Source organism: Rhodococcus sp. 11-3 (assembly GCF_023704055.1).
In the GTDB taxonomy this organism is placed as follows: Bacteria; Actinomycetota; Actinomycetes; order Mycobacteriales; family Mycobacteriaceae; genus Rhodococcus; species Rhodococcus aetherivorans.
In genome coordinates this window covers 555,850-575,643 of the sequence record NZ_CP080406.1, presented here as the reverse complement: position 1 = coordinate 575,643, position 19,794 = coordinate 555,850, and the positions used below count along the sequence as shown (strand labels likewise).

Here is a 19,794-nt window from a genome sequence, read left to right as displayed (position 1 = left end):
CTGCGGTCTTCAGCCCTGCACGACCGCCGACAGGCCGCCGCGCAGCTGGTGCTTGACGACCTTGCCGCTGGCGTTGCGCGGCAGGGCCTCGACGATCACGACCTCCTTCGGATGCTTGTAGCGCGCGAGCTGCGCGTCGAAGAACGGCTGCAACTCGTCGAGCGTGAGATCGTCGTGGCCGGGCCGCAACGCGATCACCGCGACCGGCACCTCGCCCCACTTCGCGTCCGGACGCCCGATCACGGCCGCCTCGAGGATCTTCGGATGCGAGAACAGCACGTTCTCGACCTCGGCGCAGTAGATGTTCTCACCCCCGGAGATGATCATGTCCTTCTTGCGGTCGACGACGTAGACGAATCCCTCCGCGTCGACGCGCACGAGGTCGCCGGAGTGGAACCAGCCGCCGTGGAACGCATCCGCCGTCGCAGCCGGGTTGTTCCAGTACTCGCTCATCATGGTGGGCCCGCGGTAGACGATCTCGCCGACCTGACCGGGCGCCACGTCGTTCATCTCGTCGTCGACGACGCGCGCCTGGATCGTCGGGATGACGCGGCCGACGGAACCGAGCTTGCGCAGCGCGTCCGCGCCGTCCAGCACGCAGGTGATGGGCGACATCTCGGTCTGGCCGAACACCGCGACGTTCGACGCGTCGGGGAACGTCTCGGCCATGGCGCGCAGGATGGTGTCGGACGACGGCGCCGCGCCCCAGGAAATGTTGGTCAGGGCCAGCTTCCGCGGATTCGCCTGCTGGGCGGCGCACACCGCCTGCCACTGCACCGGCACGAGGAACAGGTTGGTGACCTGCTCCGCCTCGAGGACGTCGAGCAGGTCGTTCGGGTCGAACGCCCCGACCGGATGGATCACGGTGGTAACGCCCAGCATCAGGTTGGGCGCCATCGCGCCGAGCGCGGCGATGTGGAACATCGGGGAGGCGCAGAACCCGACGCCGGACTCGTCGAACAGGTGGAACGCGCGGATGCACGTGAGCGCCTGCGCGGACATGTTGCTGTGGGAGAGCACCGCGCCCTTGGGCCGGCCCGTGGTGCCGGAGGTATACATGATCAGGGCCGGGGTGTCGTCCGGGACGTCGACCGCCGGGTGGGGGTCGCCCGCCTCGGCGATCAGATCCTCGTAGGCGAGGCCGTCGCCCTCGGGGATGCCGCCGACGGTGACGGACAGTTCCAGGCCTTCGCTCTCCGCACGGGCCGCGGCGGCCAGCGGAGCGAGCGGCGCTTCCACGACGATCGCCTTGGATCCGCTGTCCCGCAGCAGGAATGCCACCTCGGGTGCGGTGAGGCGGAAGTTGACCGGGACGGCGATCGCACCGAGGGCGTTGGCGGCGAGCACGGTCTCGAGATACTCGGGACGGTTCAGCATGAGGACGACGACCCGGTCGCCGAAACCGACGCCGCGCCGCGCGAGGGCGTCGGCGAGCCGCTCGACCCGCTCGTGCAACTCCGCCCACGTGATCGACCGGCCCTGGAACCGCAGCGCAGTGCGGTCCGGGATCATCAGAGCGTGCCGCGCGACGTGGTTGTTCCAGTTGTTGCGGCGCAGGCGCTGGGTCTCGGCGAGGGCTGACGGGGTGACCATGAGGGTTCCTCTCGGGGCGTGACGGGGGTGCCGACGGGACGCGATCCCGGTTCTCGATGTGAGGCACATTACAGGCATCGGCCACATTCGGCCACCACTTTGTTAATCGAAATTCTCATCCGATCTGACCGTCGATGCAGGGGCGGGTGCACGCAGCACGGGACCGCTCTCCGGCATGAATGTTACTGCTTCCCAGGGGTATAACAGAGATCCTCGGCGCAGACTAGCCCCTCGGCGGCCCGGGCACCCGGGCCTGGAAGTATGCGAGCGATCGTCAGGAGAATCGGGGTGGGCGCTTCTCGAGCATGGCCATGGCCGCCTCGGCGAAGTCCGCCGAGGCGAGCAGCTCCGTCTGGCCGCTCTTCTCCCGTGCCAGCGCGTCGTCGAGCCGGCCGAGCGTCGCGGCGGCGAGGGCCCGCTTGGTCAGCGCGACGGCGCGCCGCGGCGTGGTCGCCGTCCGGGCCGCCACGGCGTCGACGTGCGCGGCGAACTCCGCGTCGGGCAGCGTGCGCGCGACGAGGCCGAACCGGTCGGCGTCCGCGGCCGAGACCCGCTCGCCGAGCAACGCCATCTCCGCGGCCCGCGCACGTCCGACCGCGGCAGGAACGAGCAGGCTCGCGCCGCCGTCGGGCATCAGCCCCATGTTCACGAACGACAGCAGGAAGTAGGCGCTCTCCGTGGCGTAGGTGAGGTCCGCCGCGACAGCCATCGACACACCCACCCCCGCGGCCGGGCCGTTGACGGCGGCGATCACCGGCACCGGAACCGTCGCGATGGATCGGATCACCGCGTTCGCGGCGTCCATGACCTCGGACGGGTCGGCCGGGTTCGTCGCCGCCGCAGCGATATCGGCTCCGGTACAGAACGCGCTCCCCTCGCCGGTGAGGACGACGGTGCGAACCCGGGGATCGGCGCCGGCCTCGTCCAGCGCGGCGCCGAGCGCCCGCATGGTCGGCAGGTCCACGGCGTTCATCCGCTTCGGCCGGTCGATGGTCAGACGCAGGATGCCGTCGGCGAGTTCCGACCGCAGCCCCTCGACGGTCGGCGTACTCATGCCCGGACCCCCTGTCCGACGAATCCGCGGAGCCGGTCCTCGATGATCGACTCCGCCTCGGTCACCATGCGGTCGACGAGTTCGGCCACGGTCGGGATGTCGTCGATCAGGCCCTGGCTCTGCCCGGCCGTCCAGATGCCCGCCTCGAGATCGCCGTCCTCGAACACCTTCCGGCCACGCGCCCCGGCGACGAGGTGCGCGATGTCGCCGAACTCGGCTCCGCGCGATTCGATCTCGACGACCTCCGCGCTGATCGAGTTCGCCGCCACGCGGGCGGTGTTGTGGAGGGTGCGGAAGATGAGCCTGGTGTCGCGTTCGGTGTTGGCGACGATCTGTTCCTTGACCGCGTGTGCGACGGGCGACTCGACGGTGCACATGAACCGGGTCCCCATGTTGATCCCGTCCGCGCCCAGGGCGAGCGCCGCGACGAGACCGCGCGCGTCGGCGATGCCGCCCGAGGCGATCACCGGGATCTGCAGTTGCCGGGTGGCCGCGGGGATCAGGACGAGGCCGGGCACGTCGTCCTCGCCGGGATGACCGGCGCACTCGAACCCGTCGATGCTGACGGCGTCGACGCCGACCCGTTCCGCCTTGAGCGCGTGCCGCACGCTCGTGCACTTGTGGACGACCTTGACGCCGGCGTCCTTCAGGTGGGGCAGATGGTCGACCGGGTTGGAGCCGGCGGTCTCGACGATCTTGATGCCCGACTCGATGATGGCCTGCCGGTACTCGGCGTACGGCGGCGGGGTGATCGACGGCAGGATCGTCAGATTGACGCCGAAGGGCTTGTCGGTGAGCTCGCGGGTCCGGGCGATCTCCTTCACGAGGTCCTCGGGCGTCGGCTGGGTGAGCGCGGTCAGGAATCCCAGGGCGCCGGATTCGGCCACGGCGGCGACGAGCTCGGCGCGACCGACCCACATCATCCCGCCCAGGACGATGGGGTGCTCGACCCCGAATGCCTCGGTGAATCGGGTTCTCACTGGACCTCCTCGGATCCTGGACCTGCGCCGCGAGCGCAGGGGACGGACACGTCCGGCGCAGCGCCGGGTACCGCGATGACTTCAAGAATTACCGTTAACTTTCGCGGTGTGCGGCCTTGTTTGTCAAGGGCTCTCCGCAGGCCTTTCCACGGAGCGGCCCGAGGGAATTCGCCGCCGCGGATATGGTGCTGGGCGCTAACGTTTGCGATAGGCTGCCGGGACCACGCCCGGCATGGATGGAGGTACGGTGGCGGAGCAGACCCGGACCGGTTCGCGGGGGACGCGGACACGGTCGACCGCCGGCACGTCGACCGAGGCGGCACCGGCTCCGCGACGGCGGCCGAAGAACCGCAAGGCACAGATCGCCGCGGTCGCGGCGGAAGCGTTCAGCGAACGCGGTTACCACGGCGTCGGGATCGACGAGATCGCCGCCGCGGTCGGCATTTCCGGCCCCGCCCTCTATCGGCACTTCCCCAACAAGTACGCGCTGTTCCGGGACGCCGCGCTGAGCCTGGGCACGACGCTCGGCACGGCCGTCGCCGAGGCGGACGAGGACGCGGTGGACGACCCCGCCGAGTGGCTCGACCGGCTGCTGCTCGCCGCGATCCGCACCACCGTCGAGTGCCGTCGCACCGCCGGGCTCTACCGGTGGGAGAACCGCTACCTGACGGCCGAGGACCGCAGCGAGGTCCGCAGCGTGATCTGGGGCGTCAACCGCCGTGTCGGCGCCGCCCTGGCCGCCCTGCGCCCGGACCTGCCGGAGCCGGACAACGTGTTGCTCAGCGCCGCCATGCTCAGCGTCGTCGGCAGCATCACCGCCCATCGGGCGCCGCTGTCCAACCGCCGGATCGAGCGGTTGCTGCTGGACGCGTGCCGGTCGGTGGCCGCGGTCCGGCTCGAGGCGGCCGGCCCGTCGCGCGCCGCGGCCGTCCGGACCCCCGGCCTCGCCGTCGCCAACAAACGCGAGGTGCTGCTGCACGAGGCGATCCTGCTGTTCCACGCCCGCGGGTACCACGACGTGAGCATCGAGGAGATCGGCGCCGCGGCCGGCATCAACGCCTCCGGGGTCTACCGGCACTTCGCGAGCAAGTCCGACCTGCTCGCCGCGGCCTTCCACCGCGCCGCGGACCGGCTCTCCGTCGCCGTGAACACCGCGCTGGCCGACTCCACGTCTCCGGCCGAGGCGCTGCGCGCCCTCACCGACGTGTACGTCCGGTTGTCCTTCGCCCAGAGCGAGCTGATGTCGGTGTACTTCACGGAGATCGGCAGCCTGCCCGCCGCCCACCGCACCGACCTGCGCAACATCCAGCGGCTCAACGTCGAGGAATGGGCCCGTCTGCTCGCCGACGTCCGGCCGGGCCTGTCCGCGGTCGAGTGTCGATTCCTGGTCCATGCCGCGCTGAACCTCGTGCTCGACATAGGCCGGCTGATGCACTTCGAACCCACCCCGTCCAACGAGAGCCGGGTGCAGCAACTGATGCTGGTCACCCTCCTCGGCAACAGCGCCCCGCGGGAGACGAACTCGTGATGCACACGGCCACCGCGGCGGTACTGCGCGACTACGGGACGACGCCGCGGGCGGAGCCGATCGAGTTGCCGCCGCTGCGGCCCGACGAGGTCCTCGTCCGGATCGGTGGCGTCGGCATCTGCCACACCGATCTCACCGCCGCCGCCGGCGGGGTCCCGATCCCGCTGCCGGCCGTCCTCGGACACGAGGGTGCGGGCACCGTCGTCGAGATCGGCCCCGACGTCACCGATCTCGACGTCGGCGACCCGGTGGTGCTCGGATTCGACTCGTGCCGCACGTGCCGCAACTGCGCGCGCGGCCGGCCGGCCTACTGCACCCGCTTCGCCCCGCTCAACTACGGCGGCCGTCGCGCGGACGGCTCGACCACCCTGCGCGACGCGTCGGGGGCGCCCCTGCACGGGAACTGGTTCGGACAGTCGTCGTTCGCATCCCTCGCGATTGCCACCGAACGCAACGCCGTGCGCCTGCCGGACGACGTTCCGCTCGTCCCGGCCGGACCGCTGGGCTGCGGGTTGCAGACCGGCGCCGGAGCGGTGCTGCGGGTCCTGCGGCCCGAACCCGGCTCGTCGATCGCCGTGTTCGGTCTCGGCGCGGTCGGCATGGCCGCCGTCATGGCCGCCCGGATCGCCGGGTGCGGCACCGTCGTCGGCGTCGACCCGAACCCGCGGCGGCACGCGCTCGCCCGCGAACTCGGTGCGACGGAGACACTGAACCCCGACGAGCACACCGACCCCGGCCGGCGGATCCGCGAGATCACCGGTGGGGGCGTCGATCACGCCGTCGAAGCCGTCGGTACCGAAGCGGTGATCCGGCAGGCACTGGCCTCGCTCACGATCCCCGGCACCTGTGCCACGCTGGGACTGCGCGCCGGCCGGAATCCGGTCACCGTCGACCAGACGCATCTGCTCAACGGGCGCACCCTCACCGGGGTGATCGAGGGGGACGCCGACCCGCATGTGTTCCTCCCCGAACTCGTCCGCCTGTGGCAGCAGGGCTCGTTCCCAGTGGAGAAACTGATCCGCACCTTCCCGTTCGAACGATTCGACGAGGCGCTCGCCGCCGTCCGGGCCGGCGACGTCGTCAAGGCAGTACTCACCTTCGACCCTCAGGAGTGACCATGACCGTGGCCGACGAGCTGGCCGCACTGCGCAGCCGGACCGACGCGATCTCCCCGCGCGAACTCGACGCCCTGTGGACGCGTCTGGAGCCCGCCCGCCTCGGCGATCTCATCGGATATCGCTGGCGCGGATTCAGTTTCGACACCGGCCACCGGACCCACACCCTCCTCGGCCGGGCCCGGTGGTACGGCAAGCAGTTCGCCGCTGCCGACGACGTGCAGCCGCTGCTGTGCTACGACGCGAACGGGGAACTCTTCTCCGACGTCGACACCGGGCGCGGCGAGGCGAGCCTGTGGGAGATCCGGTTCCGCGGCGAGGTCACCGCCACGATGGTCTACGACGGCATGCCCGTGTTCGACCACTTCAAGAAGGCCGACGACGACACGCTCGTCGGGGTCATGAACGGCAAGGGCAACCTCGTCTTCGACGCGGGCGAACACTACTGGTTCGGCCTCGAACGCGACGTCGCGCTGTAGCGCCCAATCCTGTTGGCAGTGGCCGAATGTCACATCACTTCGGTCTGATCGAAGGAATGTGACATTCGGCCCTCACGACCACCGCAACCACCGCCACCCGGGGTGCGGGTCAGCTGCGAGGTGCGATCCGGTCCAGGTGGGCCAGCAACCGGGCCACCGCGTCGTCGAACTGCACCTCGGTCTGCGCGATCACCTCGGCGCGGTCCCCCCTGCGGAACGCGTCGATCAGCCGGGCGTGCGACGCGACAGCGAGCCGGCCCCAACCCGGATCCGCCGCGTAGAGCCGGTACGGGGTGTAGCGCGCCGCACAGTAGAGAAACCAGGCGAGCTTCGGACTGGCCGCGATCCGGTTCAGGTCCCGGTGGAACTCGAACTCCGCGTCGGCGATCCGCTGTGCCTCTCCGGACTCGACGGCCAGGCACAGCGCATCGTTCAGGGCGCTCAACCGCTCGAGGTCCGCGGGTTCCGCGGAGCGCAGCGCGCGCAGAGCCAGTTCCACCGCGATCTGCTTCTGCAGCCAGAAGATGTCGGCCACGTCGCCCCGGTCGAGCGGCGAGACGACGTAGCCGCGGTTGGGTACCGACTGCACCAAGCCCTCGCCGCGCAGCGTCAGCAGCGCCTCCCGGACCGGGGTGACGCTGACCCCGAGTTCGGCGGCGGTCTCGTCGAGCCGCACGAAGTCGCCGGGCCGCAGCGCACCGGAGATGATGAGTCCGCGCAGGTGGGTCGCGACCTCCTCGGAGAGCTGGGGCCGTCGCCGTAGTCCGCGCGACGCTCGGGCCGGTGCCGTCATCGGTCTACAGCCCGTAGCTCTTGCCGATGATGTCGCGCTGGATCTCGTTGGTGCCGCCGAAGATCGTCGACACGATCGTCCTGCGCACGTGGTGTTCCATGTCGAATTCGGTGGCGTACCCGTAGCCACCCATCATCTGCATGCCTTCGAGGGCGGTCTTCTTCGCGACCTCGGTGGCCTTGAGCTTGACCATGGACGCCTCGCGCGGGAACAGCGTGCCCGGGTTGGCGTCGACGAGGCGCGCGACGCGGTACACCAGCAGCCGGGTCGCCTCGATCTCGGTGGCCAGGTCCGCGACCCGGTGACGGATCGCCTGGAACGTGCCGACCGGGCGGCCGAACTGCTTGCGTTCGGTGACGAACTGCAGGGCGTCGTCGAAGGCGCGCTGCGCGGTGCCGAGCATCATCGCGGCCAGGATGAGCCGCTCGGTGTTCAGCCCGGCCATCAGCTGGGTCCAGCCGTTGCCGACCTCGCCGACGACGGCGTCCTCCGGCAGGCGCACGTCGGTGAGGTAGAGGTCGTTGACCTCCTTGCCGCCCATGGTGTCGATGCCGCTGATCTTCAGGCCCGGCGTGCCGGCCGGCAGATGGAACATGGTCAGGCCCTGGTGCTTGGCGCCGCTGCGGTCGGTGCGGGCGACGAGCAGGATGTTGTCGGCGAAGTGCGCGTTGGAGCACCAGGTCTTCTGGCCGTTGATCAGCCAACCGTCGTCGACCTTCTCGGCGCGGCAGGTCAGGGAGCCGACGTCGGAACCGGCCTCGGGCTCGGACATGGAGATGGACTGGGACCGGCCCTCGACGATGCCCCCGAGCACGGTCTCCTTCTGCGCTTGCGTGCCGAACTTCTCGTAGGCGGCGCCGGTGATGAGGGTGGGGCCGATGCCGCCTATGGGGGCCATGCCGCGCGTGCTCTGCTCGAGCAGGATGCACAGGTCGACCGTGCTGCCGGCGGACCCGCCGAACTCCTCGGGGACGGTCACGCCGAGCCAGCCGAGGTCGGCCATCTTCCGGTACAGCTCCTGGCTGTGGCTGTGCGTGCCGTGGTCGGTGAGGGCGTCGCGCTGGGCGCGGGTGCCCACCTCACGGCGGCAGAAGTCGGCGACGGCCGCCGCGAAGTCCTGCTGCTCCGGAGTGAACTCGGTGAGGTTGGTGTGCATGGGATCGGCCTCCTGGCCTGGACAAGTAGTGGGGGGTTGTCGACGCCGGGCGCGCCGCCTAGTGTGAGATCCACGACAGTGAATCACATCAAATATATTTGATGCGACCCAGTGAAGGAAGCGTCACTCCATGACCCAGGACCTCAGCACCCCCGGCACGCCGTCGCCCGCTCCCCCGTCCGCCACGTTCACCAGCCTCGACCCGCGCGACGGTTCCGTCCTCGCGGAGTACCCGATCGCCGACGCCACCGACGTGGCCGCCGCCGTCGACCGCGCCCGGTCGGCCGCCCGCTGGTGGGCCGCCCAGGGCTTCCGCGGCCGCCGGGACTGGCTGCTCGAGTTCAAGAAGGCCGTCGCCGCCGACGCCGAGGCCCTCGCGGCCGTCGTCTCCGCCGAGACCGGCAAGCCGCGCGGCGACGCCTTCCTCGAGGTGATGCTCGCGATCGAGCACCTCGACTGGGCCGCCCGCAACGCCAAGAAGGTGCTGCGCCCCCGCAGGGTGCCGTCCGGCCTCGCCAGCGCCAACCAGCACGCCACCCTCGAGTACCAGCCGCTCGGCGTGATCGGCGTCATCGGGCCGTGGAACTACCCGGTCTACACCCCGATGGGCTCGATCTCCTACGCCCTCGCCGCCGGCAACGCCGTCGTGTTCAAGCCGTCCGAACTGACCCCGGGCGTGGGCAGGTGGCTCGAGCAGAAGTGGAACGCGCTCGCTCCCACGCAGCCGGTGTTCCAGGTGGTCACCGGCCTCGGCGAGACCGGCGCGGCACTCGCCCGCTCCGGTGTCGACAAGATCGCCTTCACCGGCTCCGGCGCCACCGCCCGCAAGGTCATGGCCGTGTGCGCCGAGACCCTCACCCCGCTCGTCGCCGAGTGCGGCGGCAAGGACGCGATGATCGTCGCCGAGGACGCCGACCTCGACAAGGCCGTGGAGATGGCCGCGTTCGGCGCGTTCGGGAATGCGGGCCAGACCTGCGCCGGCGTCGAACGCATCTACGTCGTCGAGCCGGTCTACCGGCAGTTCCTCGACAAGCTCACCGCCACGATCGAGCGGGTGCGCCCCGGCGGCACCGACGACGCCAGCTACGGCCCGATGACGCTGCCCCGGCAGATCGACATCGTGCGCGGCCAGATCGACGACGCCCTCGATCACGGCGCCGAGGCCGTCGTCGGCGGTCGCGAGTCGGTGCACGACCGCTACGTCGACCCGGTGATCCTCACCGACGTGCCGGAGCGGTCCTCCGCCGTGTGCGAGGAGACCTTCGGCCCGACGGTGGTGGTCAACAAGGTGCGCGATCTCGACGAGGCCGTCGAGCGCGCCAACGCCACCGACTACGGCCTCGGCGCGTCGGTGTTCACCAAGGACCGCTCCCGCGGCCGCAAGATCGCCGACCGATTGCGCACCGGCATGGTGTCGGTGAACTCGGTGCTCGGCTTCGCGGGCATCCCGTCGCTGCCGTTCGGCGGCATCGGCGAATCCGGGTTCGGCCGCATCCACGGCGCCGACGGCCTGCGCGAATTCAGCCGGCCCAAGTCGGTGACCGTCGAGAGGTTCCGGGCCCCGCTGAACCTGCTCACGCTCGAGCGCACCGCGCGGGACATGAAGATCGCCGCGTGGATGCTCAAGACCCGGCACGGGCGGTGACACCGATGACGTCGACCTCCCCCGACCGCACCCAGGAACGCACGCGCGGCGCGTCCGTCGCCGCCCGCCCCGACGCCCGGACGGAGAAGGCCACCACCTTCCCGGCGCCGAACCGGGACCCGCACGCCGGGCTCGGCCGGTTCGGCTGGCTGAAGGTGATCGAGGGCCTGGACCCGGTGACCCACCATCAGGACATCCTGCGGATCACCGCGGGCTACGAGTTCCCGTGGGACTACCAGCGGTCGCTCGAGTTCGCGCTGTTCCGTACCTACTGCGTGCCGAGCATCTCCGCGCTGCTGGCCCGCACCGGCGAGTTCGAGCACCGCCCGCAGAAGCGCTACGACGACACCGCGATCCTGATGTCCGAGCTCGTCGAGCACGGCTACGACTCCGATCGGGGCCGCGAGTCGCTGCGCAACGTCAACCGGATGCACGGCAGGTACTCGATCGACAACGACGACATGCTCTACGTGCTCTCGACGTTCGTCTACGACCCGATCGACTGGATCGACCGCTACGGCTGGCGGCGGCTGCACCCGCACGAGCGCCTCGCCTCGTTCCATTTCTACCGGCAGGTGGGAATCCGGATGGGCATCAAGGACATTCCGGAGTCCTACCAGGAGTTCCAGCGGTTCAAGCTGGACTACGAGGACGAGCACTTCACCTACAGCGACGACAACCACCGCATCGGCACCTACACCCTGCGGCTGTTCCAGTCGTGGTATCCGAAGGCGCTCGCACCCGCCGTCGCCACCGCGGTGTACGCGCTGATCGACGAGCGGATGGCCGCGGCGTTCGGGTTCCCGCAGGGCTCTGCGCGGGTCCGGGCGGTCGCGGAGGCCGCGCTGCGCGCCCGGTCCGCGGTGGTGCGCCGGCTGCCCAAGCGACGGCTCTCGCGGGCGGCGAGCAACCCCAACAACCGCACCTATCCGGGATATCCGGAGGGCTACCGCCCCCGGGATCTCGGCGTGGGGTACTGATCCGGGGGGAGGGGAGGGCGCCGGCCCGCCGCCCGGGAGGGGCGGCGGGCCGGCGTGCGTCACCCGGCGGGCACCTCGGCGACGTGCTCGGCGGGACGCCGGTTCGCCGCCGGCAGGGCGAGCGCGGCGACGAACACCACCACCGCGCACGTCGCGCACACCAGGTAGGCGATCGAGAAGCCCGCCGTGGTGATGCCCCCGTTCGACAGATGCGCCGCGAGAACGGTCGCGACCACCGCGCTGCACACGGTGCTGCCCGTGGTGCGCAGCAGCACGTTGACGCCGTTCGCCGCGGCGGTCTGCTCCAGCGGGACCGCGCCCATGATCAGCACCGGCAGCGTGCAGTACACGAGGGTGGTGCCGATGGCGGCGACGCCGAGCGCCACCACCACCGACCACAGCGGCTTGTCCGGCACCGCATGCAGCGAGTATCCGCACAGCAGGAACAGTGCGCCGGCCAGCATGGGGACCTTCGTTCCCCACCGGTCGGACAACCGCGCCGCGACGAGGGAGAACGACATCATCGCGAAGCTCGCCGGCAGCTGGCACAGGGCCGCGAGCAGGATCGGCAGCCCGTAACCGGCGCCGCGGTCCGGGTCGGCCTGCAGCAGCTGCGTGGTGATGAGGGTGTTGCCGTAGAACGCGAACCCGACCAGCAGGGCGGCCAGGTGCGGCATCAGGACGGTGCGTCGCGCCGAGACCCGCAGATCCACGAGGGGGTTGCGGTTGCGCAGCTGCTGGAAGCCCCACAGTCCGAACAGGACCACGGCGGCGGCGAACATCGACAGCACGGCCGGGCTGGTCCAGCCCCAGGTGCTGCCCTGTGTGATCGGGACGAGCAGGCTCACCAGCGCGGCGGTCAGGCCGACCGCGCCGACTCCGTCGAACCGGCCGCCGGTGCGGGTGCGGGACTCCCGGATGAACATCGCGGCCGCGGTCATCACCGCCGCGCCGATCGCGGTGGTGACCCAGAACAGCACGTGCCAGTCCGCGAACTGGACGATGGCCGCGGCGAACGGGATGCCCAGGGCGGTGCCCAGGCCGAGCGTGGAGCTGAGCAGGGCGATCGCCCGTCCGATTCGTTCCCTGGGCAGTTCCTCGCGCAGGATAGACATGCCGATCGGGATGATCGCGGCGCCCGCGCCCTGCAGGCCGCGGGCGGTGATGAGCACCGCGATGTTCGAACTGATCGCGCAGAGCAGCGACCCGACGGTCATCAGGACCAGGGCGACGAGCAGCATGCGCTTCTTGCCGATCATGTCGGCGAGCCGCCCGAAGATCGGGGTCATCACGGCCCCGACGAGCAGCGTGGTCGTCACCAGCCACGACACGGCCGTGGTGCCGGCGCCCGTCAGGGCCGGCATGCTCGGCAGCAGCGGCACCATGACCGTCTGCATGATCGCCTGGAAGATCGCCCCGACCGCGAGGATCGGGAAGACGAAACGCGACGGCCGGGGCGCGGCGGCCGTTCCCGACCCGCCGGCGGACGCCGCGGCGAGGGGCCGGTCCGGCCGGGACCCGCGCAGCCGGAGGGGGTGGGTGGACACGTACGCCATCGGTCCTCCTCCGCGTGGGGTGAATAATTGTTTACTAGGCTAAGTGAATAGCCGTTTACCCCGCAACAGAGGTGACCCGCGTCTCACCCCGGACCGTCTGTCACTCCGCCCCGTCGAGCAGCTCCTGCACCAGCGGCGCGTACCGCGCCACCACGTCCGGCACCGAACCGGTGGCCCGCTCCCCCAGCATCCGGCGCCGCATGATCGCCAGCCCCATCACCATCGACATCGCCAGCTCCGCGCGCAGCCGCGCGTCCGGACCGGGCAACCGCGCGGCGAGCGCGTCGATCATCTGCTTCGAGTAGTTCTCCCGGAGCGTGCGGTTGCTCTCCTCGCTCGCCCCGCTCATGAACAGGATGTTCATCGAGAGCGGCTTGTACGGCTCGAGCGGCCGGGCCAGCATCGAGACCATCCGCTCCCCCAGCTCCCCGAGCGGGCCGTCGAACAGCACCCGCGCCGCCTCCTGGAAGTCGACCAGGGCGTCGAACAGCTGCTCCTTGGAGCCGAAGTACTTGATGATCAGCGGCGCGCTGACCCCGGCGTCCTCGGCGATGTCCTTGAGGGTGATCTCGCGGTACGGGCGCGTCGCGAACGCCATGCCCGCCGCGTCGAGGATCCGGCGGCGCGTCTGCTCCCCGGTGCGCCTCGGCGCCGTCACAGTGCGCGTCGGCCCGAGAGCGCCCGGCCGAGGGTCAGCTCGTCGGCGAACTCGAGGTCGCCCCCCATGGGCAGACCGGACGCCAACCGCGTCACCGTCAGGCCGGGGAAGTCCCGCAGCATCCGCACGAGGTACGTCGCGGTGGCCTCGCCCTCCGTGTTGGGGTCCGTCGCGATGATCACCTCGGCGACGTCGACGCCGTCCTCCTGGTTGCCGATGCGGGTGAGCAGCTCGCGGATCCGCAGCTGGTCCGGCCCGATGCCGCTGAGCGGATCGAGCGCGCCGCCGAGCACGTGGTAGCGGCCCCGGAACTCGCGGGTGCGCTCGATGGCCTGCACGTCCTTCGGCTCCTCGACCACACAGATCTGGGTGCGGTCCCGGCGCGGATCGGAACAGATCCGGCAACGCTCCTGATCCGACACCGTGCCGCACACCTCGCAGAACCGGACGCCGTCGCGCACCTGCTGCAGGGCCGCCTGCAGCCGGTCGATCTCCGGCGGCTCGAGCGACAACAGGTGGAACGCGATGCGCTGGGCGCTCTTCGGACCGATGCCCGGCAGCTTGCCGAGCTCGTCGATCAGGTCCTGGACCGGTCCCTCGTACACGTGACTCCTCTAGAAGCCGGGCAGACCGGGGATGCCGCCGCCCAGCCCGCCGGCCAGTGGGCCGAGCTTCTCGGAGGCGATCTCCTGCGCCTTCGCCGACGCGTCGGCGATCGCGCCGATCACCAGGTCCTGCAGCGTCTCCACGTCCTCGGGGTCCACGACCTTCGGGTCGATGTGCAGGCCGACGACCTCGCCGGTCCCCTTCACCGTCGCCGTCACCAGGCCGCCACCGGCCTGGCCGGTCACCTCCGCCTGCGCCATCTCCGCCTGGGCGGCCATCAGCTGCTGCTGCATCTGCTGCGCCTGCGCGAGGAGCTGCTGCATGTCGGGCATTCCACCGGGTTCCAAGGCATGTCCTTTCCGCGGGATTTCGCAACTCAGGGTAGTCCGTCCCCGGTACCGTGACGGCATGCGCGTGCGTGGACTGTCCCGCCGGATCACCGTCGCCGCCACCTGCGTGCTGGCCCTGTCCCTGCCGGGACTGCCCGCGACCGCGAACCAGGACCTGCCGCTGGCCGGTCGCACCGTCTTCCTCGATCCCGGCCACAACGGCGCCAACGACGCGAGCATCACCACCCAGGTGCCCACCGGTCGCGGTGGCACCAAGAACTGCCAGACCACCGGCACCAGCACCGACTCCGGCTACGCGGAGCACACCTTCAACTGGGACGTGGCCACGCTCGTGCGCGCCGAACTCGAGCGGCTCGGCGCGCACGTGCTGCTCAGCCGGCCCGACGACACGTCCGTCGCCGCCTGCGTGGACCGTCGCGCCGAGGAGGCCAACGCCTCCGGCGCGGACGTCGTGGTCAGCCTGCACGCCGACGGCGGGCCGGCCGACGGCCACGGCTTCCACGTCAACTACTCGGCGCCCCCGCTCAACGAGGTGCAGGCCGGCCCGTCCGTCGCTCTCGCCACCGCCGTGCGCGACGCCCTCGTCGATGCGGGCCTGACCCCGTCCACCTACCTCGGCACCGACGGCCTGCTCGGCCGCGACGACCTGACCGGGCTCAACCTGGCCCGACGGCCGTCCGTGCTGGTCGAGTTCGGCAACATGCGCAACGCGGCGGACGCCGCGACGATGACCGGCCCCGAAGGGCGGCAGCGCTACGCCACCGCCGTCGTCGCCGGGATCGTCGCGTTCGCCGGCGAACCGGCCGAGGCTCTCTAGTCCAGCTCGCGCTTCAGGTTCGCCAGCACCTGCTCCTGGATCTTGCGCAGCCCGAGCGGCGCGAAGGTCTTCTCGAAGAAGCCGCCGATGCCACCCGCGCCCTTCCACTCAGTCAACGTCACCACGGTCGAACCGGTGCCGTTGGGCACCACGCTCCACGTGGTCACCAGGGACGAGTTCGCGTCCCGCTCGGTGATCGTGCTACCCGACACCGCCACTCGCGCCTCGACGTCGCGGGCCCGCTTCTTCGTCGCCTGCAGGATCCAGTGCACGACCGTGCCGTCGCCGTGGCCACCCGAGAGCACCCGGTAGTCGCGGTACTGCTCGGTGAGGATGCGCGGACGCACCGACTCGTAGTCCGCGAGGGCCTCGAGCACCCGCTCCGGCGCTGCGGCGAGCTGAATCGAACTGCTGGCGCTTACCTGTCCCACTGTTCCTCCTGTGTCTCGTGGGCCGCTCACGTCGCGGCCGTCACCGAGTCCCATCCTGCCTGCTTCATCGTCGCGCCCGGCCGGGCCCGCGGGGCTATTGTGAAGATCGCCACCGGCGCGTCGCCCCAGGGAGTCGTATGCAGAAGCCGAAGTCAGTCGTAGCCCCGAGCGGAGAATCCGCCCACCGGGCCGGTGTCGAGCGCCTGTTGCGCTCCTACCGCGCCATCCCAGCCGACGCCCCTGTGCGCCTGGCCAAGAAGACCTCCAACCTGTTCCGGGCCCGGGCCCGGGTGGACGCGCCGGGCCTCGACGTGTCCGGCCTCGGCGGGGTCGTCTCCGTCGACCCCGCCGCGCGCACCGCCGACGTCGCCGGCATGTGCACCTACGAGGATCTGGTCGACGCGACGCTCCCCCACGGCCTCGCGCCCCTCGTGGTGCCGCAGCTGAAGACGATCACCCTCGGAGGGGCGGTCACCGGACTCGGCATCGAGTCGACCTCCTTCCGCAACGGCCTGCCGCACGAGTCGGTGCTCGAGATGGACATTCTCACCGGGGCCGGCGAGATCGTCACCGCCACTCCCGACGGCGAGCACGCGGATCTGTTCCACGGCTTCCCCAATTCCTACGGCACCCTCGGATACGCGACGCGCCTGCGCATCGAGCTCGAGCCGGTGAAACCGTACGTGGCGCTGCGGCACCTGCGGTTCGACTCGCTCGACGAGATGCAGTCCGCCCTCGACCGCATCGCCACCGAACGGGTGCACGCCGGGGTGCCGGTCGACTATCTCGACGGAGTGATGTTCTCCGCGACCGAGTCCTACCTGACCGTCGGCACGCAGACCGACGCACCCGGCCCGGTCAGCGACTACACCGGCGAGCACATCTACTACCGCTCCATCCAGCACGCGTCCGTCAACCATCCCAGGACCGACCGTCTCACCATCCGGGACTACCTGTGGCGGTGGGACACCGACTGGTTCTGGTGCTCGCGCGCCTTCGGCGCCCAGAACCCCCGGATCCGGCGGCTGTGGCCGAAGCACCTGCTCCGCAGCAGCTTCTACTGGAAGCTGATCGCCCTCGACCACCGCTACGGCATCGCCGACCGCATCGAGCGGCGCAAGGGCAACCTGCCGCGCGAACGCGTCGTGCAGGACATCGAGGTGCCGATCGAGCGGACCGCGGAGTTCCTGCGCTGGTTCCTCGACGAGATACCGATCGAGCCGGTGTGGTTGTGCCCCTTGCGGTTACGCGAGAACGGGCCCGCAGCGGGCGATGTCCAGCGCCCGTGGCCCCTGTACCCGCTCGAGCCGAAGCGCACCTACGTCAACATCGGCTTCTGGTCGTCGGTGCCGACCGTTCCCGGAGAGATCGAAGGCGCGGCGAACCGTCGCATCGAACACAAGGTCGCCGAGCTCGACGGGCACAAATCGCTGTACTCCGACTCGTACTATTCGCGCGCGGAGTTCGAGCAGCTCTACTACGGCGGCGGGGACTATCCCGCCCTGAAGAAGCGGTACGATTCCGAATCCCGTTTGCTGGACCTCTTCTCGAAGGCGGTGCACAACAGATGACCACGTTGCGAGAACCACGCACGAACGACGGCCGGCTCACCCTCGCCCAGATCCTCGAGACCGTGACCGGCGGCGAGCTGCCGGTGCGGTTCACCGCGTACGACGGCTCCAGCGCCGGCCCCACGGACGCCCCGTACGGCCTGCGGTTGACCTCGACGCGCGGCACGACCTACCTGGCGACGGCCCCCGGCGACCTCGGCATGGCACGCGCCTACGTCTCCGGTGACCTCGAGGCCGAGGGCGTCCACCCCGGCAACCCGTACGAGCTCCTGAAGGCCCTGGGCGACCTGCACTTCCAGCGCCCGCCGGCACTGACGCTCGCCCAGATCGCGCGCTCGCTGGGCTTGGAGACGCTCAAGCCCATCGCGCCGCCCCCGCAGGAGCACCTGCCGCGCTGGCGCCGGTTCGCCGAGGGCCTGCGGCACTCGCGCAGCCGCGACGCCGAGGTGATCCACCACCACTACGACGTCTCCAACGCGTTCTACGAGCGCGTCCTCGGCCCCTCCATGACGTACACGTGCGCCCTGTTCGACTCGGAGACGCAGAGCCTCGAGGACGCGCAGGAGAACAAGTACCGCCTCGTCTTCGAGAAGCTGCGGCTGCAGCCCGGGGACCGGCTTCTCGACATCGGCTGCGGCTGGGGCGGGATGGTCCGGTACGCGGCGCGGCGCGGCGTCAAGGTGCTCGGCGTCACCCTGTCGAGTGAGCAGGCCGAGTGGGCGCAGAAGGCCATCGCCGAGGAGGGGCTCACCGACCTCGCCGAGGTCCGCTTCTCCGACTACCGCGACGTGCCCGAGACCGGTTTCGACGCGATCTCGTCGATCGGGCTGACCGAGCACATCGGCGTGCAGAACTACCCGGCGTACTTCCGGCGGCTGCACGAGAAGCTGCGCGAGGGTGGGCTGCTGCTCAACCACTGCATCACCCGCCCGGTCAACCGCGGTCCCGTGAAGGCCGGGGGCTTCATCGACCGGTACGTCTTCCCCGACGGCGAGCTCACCGGCTCGGGCCGCATCATCACCGAGGTCCAGGACGTGGGCTTCGAGGTGCTGCACGAGGAGAATCTGCGCCAGCACTACGCGCTGACCCTGAAGGGCTGGTGCGAGAACCTCGTCGCCGACTGGGACGCCTGCGTCGCCGAGGTCGGCGAGGGCACCGCCCGCGTCTGGGGCCTGTACATGGCCGGCTCCCGCCTCGGCTTCGAACGCAACGTCGTTCAGCTGCACCACGTCCTGGCCGTCAAGCTGGGCCCGGACCAGGAGCCGAACGTCCCGCTGCGCCCTTGGTGGGTGGCCTAGGCGGCTCCGCCGCCCGTGCGTGGTTCTGGTAGTGCCCGCTACCAGAACCGCGCACGGCAGCTGCAGGGGTTCGGCTCGTCCCGGACCCAGCCCAGCCGGGTCAGTACCGTCTCGACCTCCCGCGCGACGTCGCACGGCGACGACGCCACCTCCCGATAGCCGAAGACCAGTCGCGACCGGCCGGCCAGCTCGGCGGCGTTGTCGCGGCGCCGGTCACGGAAGGCGACTTCGCGCATCGAATGGACCCACCTGCCGTCCAACCGCACCGTGAGCGGGCATCCGGCGCCGTCGTACGTGCAGTCCTCGTACAGGGTCCTGCCGTCCACGACGACCGGACTCTGCCGGCGCGCCACGGGCAGAGCGTGTGCACGCTCGACGTCGATCGCGTAGTGGTATTCGAGCACGGACTGCACCCCGTCTGCGAGCAACGTCACCGCCTCTGCCAGCGAACTCCGATATCGATACGGCGGTCGTTCCTCGAGTCGCAGACGCACATCGGCCAGTCGGATGCCGGCGTTCGTCACGGTGGCGATCAGCGACAGGTACGCCTCCCGCGGCGACGGTTGCGCGGTGGCCAGATCCAGTGCGGTGTCGACCTTGGTCGTGCGCGGCAAGTACCGATCGACGCCGATGTGTGCGTGTGCCCGTGACCGGTGCACGACTACCCCCGGATGGAGGACGGCAGTCGGCTTCGACACCGGCAGCTTCGCTTTCCGTCCCGGTGCCCGCACCGTGGCTCGCTGCGGCAGTGCCGACTTCCCCACGGGAACGGTGAGGTGAACCGGTGCGGTGTCGTCGACCGGAAGCATGCCCCACACCTCCGCCGCGGTCCGGTGACTGAGCATCGCCGCTCCGCCCCCATACAGCAGGGCCGCCTCGAGCACCATGGTCCGCGTCAACGGTCCGCTGCTGACGGCATACACGCCCTGCAGGACACGTTGCCACCGTCCCGTATCGAGCAGATGCCGGACCGCTCCACGGCCCACCCCCAGCGCAGTCAGCTCCGCCTGTGTGACCAGGCCGGCCCGATCGTCGACCAGCTTCTGAATCTCGCTCTTCCCGAAGTCGTCCCCCATGCCGTCGATGATGGCCGACCCGGCGACGGGCAAGGGCTCCCGACCGTGGTCGGGAGCCCTTGCCTGTGGACAACTCGTGTGTGGTTCTGGCAGCGATTGCTACCAAAA

At 70.5% G+C, this 19,794-nt stretch carries 19 protein-coding genes; 8 read left to right on the top strand and 11 right to left on the bottom strand.

Going from position 1 to position 19,794, the window contains the following annotated elements; all coding sequences use genetic code 11:
- Nucleotides 1–9: 9 nt before the first annotated feature.
- The 3 genes from fadD5 to KZJ41_RS02555 all read right to left on the bottom strand — a co-directional run bounded on the left by fadD5 (nt 10) and on the right by KZJ41_RS02555 (nt 3,627).
- Entirely contained in the window at nt 10–1,593 is a 1,584-nt protein-coding gene (fadD5, locus tag KZJ41_RS02565; protein WP_006947483.1) for a fatty-acid--CoA ligase FadD5, read from the bottom strand.
- A gap of 274 nt (nt 1,594–1,867) precedes the next feature.
- Nucleotides 1,868–2,647: an enoyl-CoA hydratase gene (locus tag KZJ41_RS02560; protein ID WP_006947482.1), complete on the bottom strand. Its 780-nt coding sequence runs from the start codon at nt 2,645–2,647 to the stop codon at nt 1,868–1,870.
- On the bottom strand, nt 2,644–3,627 hold the full coding sequence (locus tag KZJ41_RS02555; RefSeq protein WP_256997135.1) for a nitronate monooxygenase family protein: 984 nt from the start codon (nt 3,625–3,627) through the stop codon (nt 2,644–2,646). The genes KZJ41_RS02560 and KZJ41_RS02555 overlap by 4 nt, the downstream gene beginning before the upstream one ends.
- A gap of 247 nt (nt 3,628–3,874) precedes the next feature.
- Between KZJ41_RS02555 and KZJ41_RS02550 the strand changes: the two genes are divergently transcribed.
- Genes KZJ41_RS02550 through KZJ41_RS02540 form a run of 3 tightly spaced genes read left to right on the top strand, consistent with a single transcriptional unit; the run spans nt 3,875 to nt 6,749 of the window.
- A complete protein-coding gene (locus KZJ41_RS02550; protein WP_029547143.1) occupies nt 3,875–5,155 on the top strand; it encodes a TetR/AcrR family transcriptional regulator in 1,281 nt (426 codons plus the stop codon).
- Nucleotides 5,155–6,270 (top strand): NAD(P)-dependent alcohol dehydrogenase, encoded by a 1,116-nt coding sequence (locus tag KZJ41_RS02545; protein ID WP_043801702.1) that lies wholly within the window; start codon nt 5,155–5,157, stop codon nt 6,268–6,270. The genes KZJ41_RS02550 and KZJ41_RS02545 overlap by 1 nt, the downstream gene beginning before the upstream one ends.
- A 2-nt stretch (nt 6,271–6,272) precedes the next feature.
- The gene (locus KZJ41_RS02540; RefSeq protein WP_043801705.1) at nt 6,273–6,749 is read left to right on the top strand and encodes a DUF4334 domain-containing protein; all 477 of its coding nucleotides are present in this window, start codon (nt 6,273–6,275) and stop codon (nt 6,747–6,749) included.
- A 109-nt stretch (nt 6,750–6,858) separates the two neighbouring features.
- Here the strand turns inward: KZJ41_RS02540 and KZJ41_RS02535 are convergent, their stop codons facing one another.
- On the bottom strand, nt 6,859–7,542 hold the full coding sequence (locus KZJ41_RS02535) for a GntR family transcriptional regulator (protein ID WP_006947472.1): 684 nt from the start codon (nt 7,540–7,542) through the stop codon (nt 6,859–6,861).
- Between the two features lie 4 nt (nt 7,543–7,546).
- Nucleotides 7,547–8,698 carry an acyl-CoA dehydrogenase family protein gene (locus tag KZJ41_RS02530; protein WP_006947471.1) on the bottom strand — a complete coding sequence of 384 codons (1,152 nt, stop codon included), beginning with the start codon at nt 8,696–8,698 and terminating at the stop codon, nt 7,547–7,549.
- Between the two features lie 130 nt (nt 8,699–8,828).
- Here KZJ41_RS02530 and KZJ41_RS02525 point away from each other — a divergent pair, with 130 nt between their 5' ends.
- Both KZJ41_RS02525 and KZJ41_RS02520 read left to right on the top strand, forming a co-directional pair.
- The gene (locus KZJ41_RS02525; protein WP_006947468.1) at nt 8,829–10,343 is read left to right on the top strand and encodes an aldehyde dehydrogenase family protein; all 1,515 of its coding nucleotides are present in this window, start codon (nt 8,829–8,831) and stop codon (nt 10,341–10,343) included.
- A complete protein-coding gene (locus KZJ41_RS02520) occupies nt 10,313–11,323 on the top strand; it encodes an oxygenase MpaB family protein (RefSeq protein WP_006947466.1) in 1,011 nt (336 codons plus the stop codon). The genes KZJ41_RS02525 and KZJ41_RS02520 overlap by 31 nt, the downstream gene beginning before the upstream one ends.
- A gap of 59 nt (nt 11,324–11,382) precedes the next feature.
- Here the strand turns inward: KZJ41_RS02520 and KZJ41_RS02515 are convergent, their stop codons facing one another.
- The 4 genes from KZJ41_RS02515 to KZJ41_RS02500 all read right to left on the bottom strand — a co-directional run bounded on the left by KZJ41_RS02515 (nt 11,383) and on the right by KZJ41_RS02500 (nt 14,475).
- Nucleotides 11,383–12,879: an MFS transporter gene (locus KZJ41_RS02515; RefSeq protein ID WP_029547136.1), complete on the bottom strand. Its 1,497-nt coding sequence runs from the start codon at nt 12,877–12,879 to the stop codon at nt 11,383–11,385.
- 100 nt (nt 12,880–12,979) lie between these two features.
- On the bottom strand, nt 12,980–13,537 hold the full coding sequence (locus KZJ41_RS02510; protein WP_006947463.1) for a TetR/AcrR family transcriptional regulator: 558 nt from the start codon (nt 13,535–13,537) through the stop codon (nt 12,980–12,982).
- Nucleotides 13,534–14,142: a recombination mediator RecR gene (recR, locus tag KZJ41_RS02505; RefSeq protein ID WP_251550084.1), complete on the bottom strand. Its 609-nt coding sequence runs from the start codon at nt 14,140–14,142 to the stop codon at nt 13,534–13,536. Before recR ends, KZJ41_RS02510 begins: the two co-directional genes overlap by 4 nt.
- Before the next feature lie 9 nt (nt 14,143–14,151).
- Complete coding sequence (locus tag KZJ41_RS02500; RefSeq protein WP_050034469.1) at nt 14,152–14,475, bottom strand: YbaB/EbfC family nucleoid-associated protein; 324 nt, start codon at nt 14,473–14,475, stop codon at nt 14,152–14,154.
- A gap of 76 nt (nt 14,476–14,551) precedes the next feature.
- Between KZJ41_RS02500 and KZJ41_RS02495 the strand changes: the two genes are divergently transcribed.
- Complete coding sequence (locus KZJ41_RS02495) at nt 14,552–15,310, top strand: Rv3717 family N-acetylmuramoyl-L-alanine amidase (protein ID WP_251550082.1); 759 nt, start codon at nt 14,552–14,554, stop codon at nt 15,308–15,310.
- Here the strand turns inward: KZJ41_RS02495 and KZJ41_RS02490 are convergent.
- Entirely contained in the window at nt 15,307–15,741 is a 435-nt protein-coding gene (locus KZJ41_RS02490) for an SRPBCC family protein (protein WP_251550080.1), read from the bottom strand. The two genes, KZJ41_RS02495 and KZJ41_RS02490, sit on opposite strands and share 4 nt — an antisense overlap.
- Nucleotides 15,742–15,878: 137 nt before the next feature.
- Here KZJ41_RS02490 and KZJ41_RS02485 point away from each other — a divergent pair, with 137 nt between their 5' ends.
- The gene (locus KZJ41_RS02485) at nt 15,879–17,312 is read left to right on the top strand and encodes an FAD-binding oxidoreductase (protein WP_251550078.1); all 1,434 of its coding nucleotides are present in this window, start codon (nt 15,879–15,881) and stop codon (nt 17,310–17,312) included.
- Complete coding sequence (locus KZJ41_RS02480) at nt 17,309–18,610, top strand: class I SAM-dependent methyltransferase (RefSeq protein ID WP_006947456.1); 1,302 nt, start codon at nt 17,309–17,311, stop codon at nt 18,608–18,610. The genes KZJ41_RS02485 and KZJ41_RS02480 overlap by 4 nt, the downstream gene beginning before the upstream one ends.
- A 38-nt stretch (nt 18,611–18,648) precedes the next feature.
- On the opposite strand, the gene KZJ41_RS02475 is transcribed toward KZJ41_RS02480, so the two are convergent.
- Complete coding sequence (locus KZJ41_RS02475; protein WP_065923560.1) at nt 18,649–19,686, bottom strand: type IV toxin-antitoxin system AbiEi family antitoxin domain-containing protein; 1,038 nt, start codon at nt 19,684–19,686, stop codon at nt 18,649–18,651.
- Nucleotides 19,687–19,794: the final 108 nt, after the last annotated feature.

Coding starts and splice junctions, on each gene's coding strand:
- fadD5 (WP_006947483.1), bottom strand. CDS start 1,593: ATGGTCACCCCGTCAGCCCTCGCCGAGACCCAGCGCCTGCGCCGCAAC.
- KZJ41_RS02560 (WP_006947482.1), bottom strand. CDS start 2,647: ATGAGTACGCCGACCGTCGAGGGGCTGCGGTCGGAACTCGCCGACGGC.
- KZJ41_RS02545 (WP_043801702.1), top strand. CDS start 5,155: ATGCACACGGCCACCGCGGCGGTACTGCGCGACTACGGGACGACGCCG.
- KZJ41_RS02540 (WP_043801705.1), top strand. CDS start 6,273: ATGACCGTGGCCGACGAGCTGGCCGCACTGCGCAGCCGGACCGACGCG.
- KZJ41_RS02535 (WP_006947472.1), bottom strand. CDS start 7,542: ATGACGGCACCGGCCCGAGCGTCGCGCGGACTACGGCGACGGCCCCAG.
- KZJ41_RS02530 (WP_006947471.1), bottom strand. CDS start 8,698: ATGCACACCAACCTCACCGAGTTCACTCCGGAGCAGCAGGACTTCGCG.
- KZJ41_RS02525 (WP_006947468.1), top strand. CDS start 8,829: ATGACCCAGGACCTCAGCACCCCCGGCACGCCGTCGCCCGCTCCCCCG.
- KZJ41_RS02515 (WP_029547136.1), bottom strand. CDS start 12,879: ATGGCGTACGTGTCCACCCACCCCCTCCGGCTGCGCGGGTCCCGGCCG.
- KZJ41_RS02500 (WP_050034469.1), bottom strand. CDS start 14,475: ATGCCCGACATGCAGCAGCTCCTCGCGCAGGCGCAGCAGATGCAGCAG.
- KZJ41_RS02495 (WP_251550082.1), top strand. CDS start 14,552: ATGCGCGTGCGTGGACTGTCCCGCCGGATCACCGTCGCCGCCACCTGC.
- KZJ41_RS02485 (WP_251550078.1), top strand. CDS start 15,879: ATGCAGAAGCCGAAGTCAGTCGTAGCCCCGAGCGGAGAATCCGCCCAC.
- KZJ41_RS02480 (WP_006947456.1), top strand. CDS start 17,309: ATGACCACGTTGCGAGAACCACGCACGAACGACGGCCGGCTCACCCTC.
- KZJ41_RS02475 (WP_065923560.1), bottom strand. CDS start 19,686: ATGGGGGACGACTTCGGGAAGAGCGAGATTCAGAAGCTGGTCGACGAT.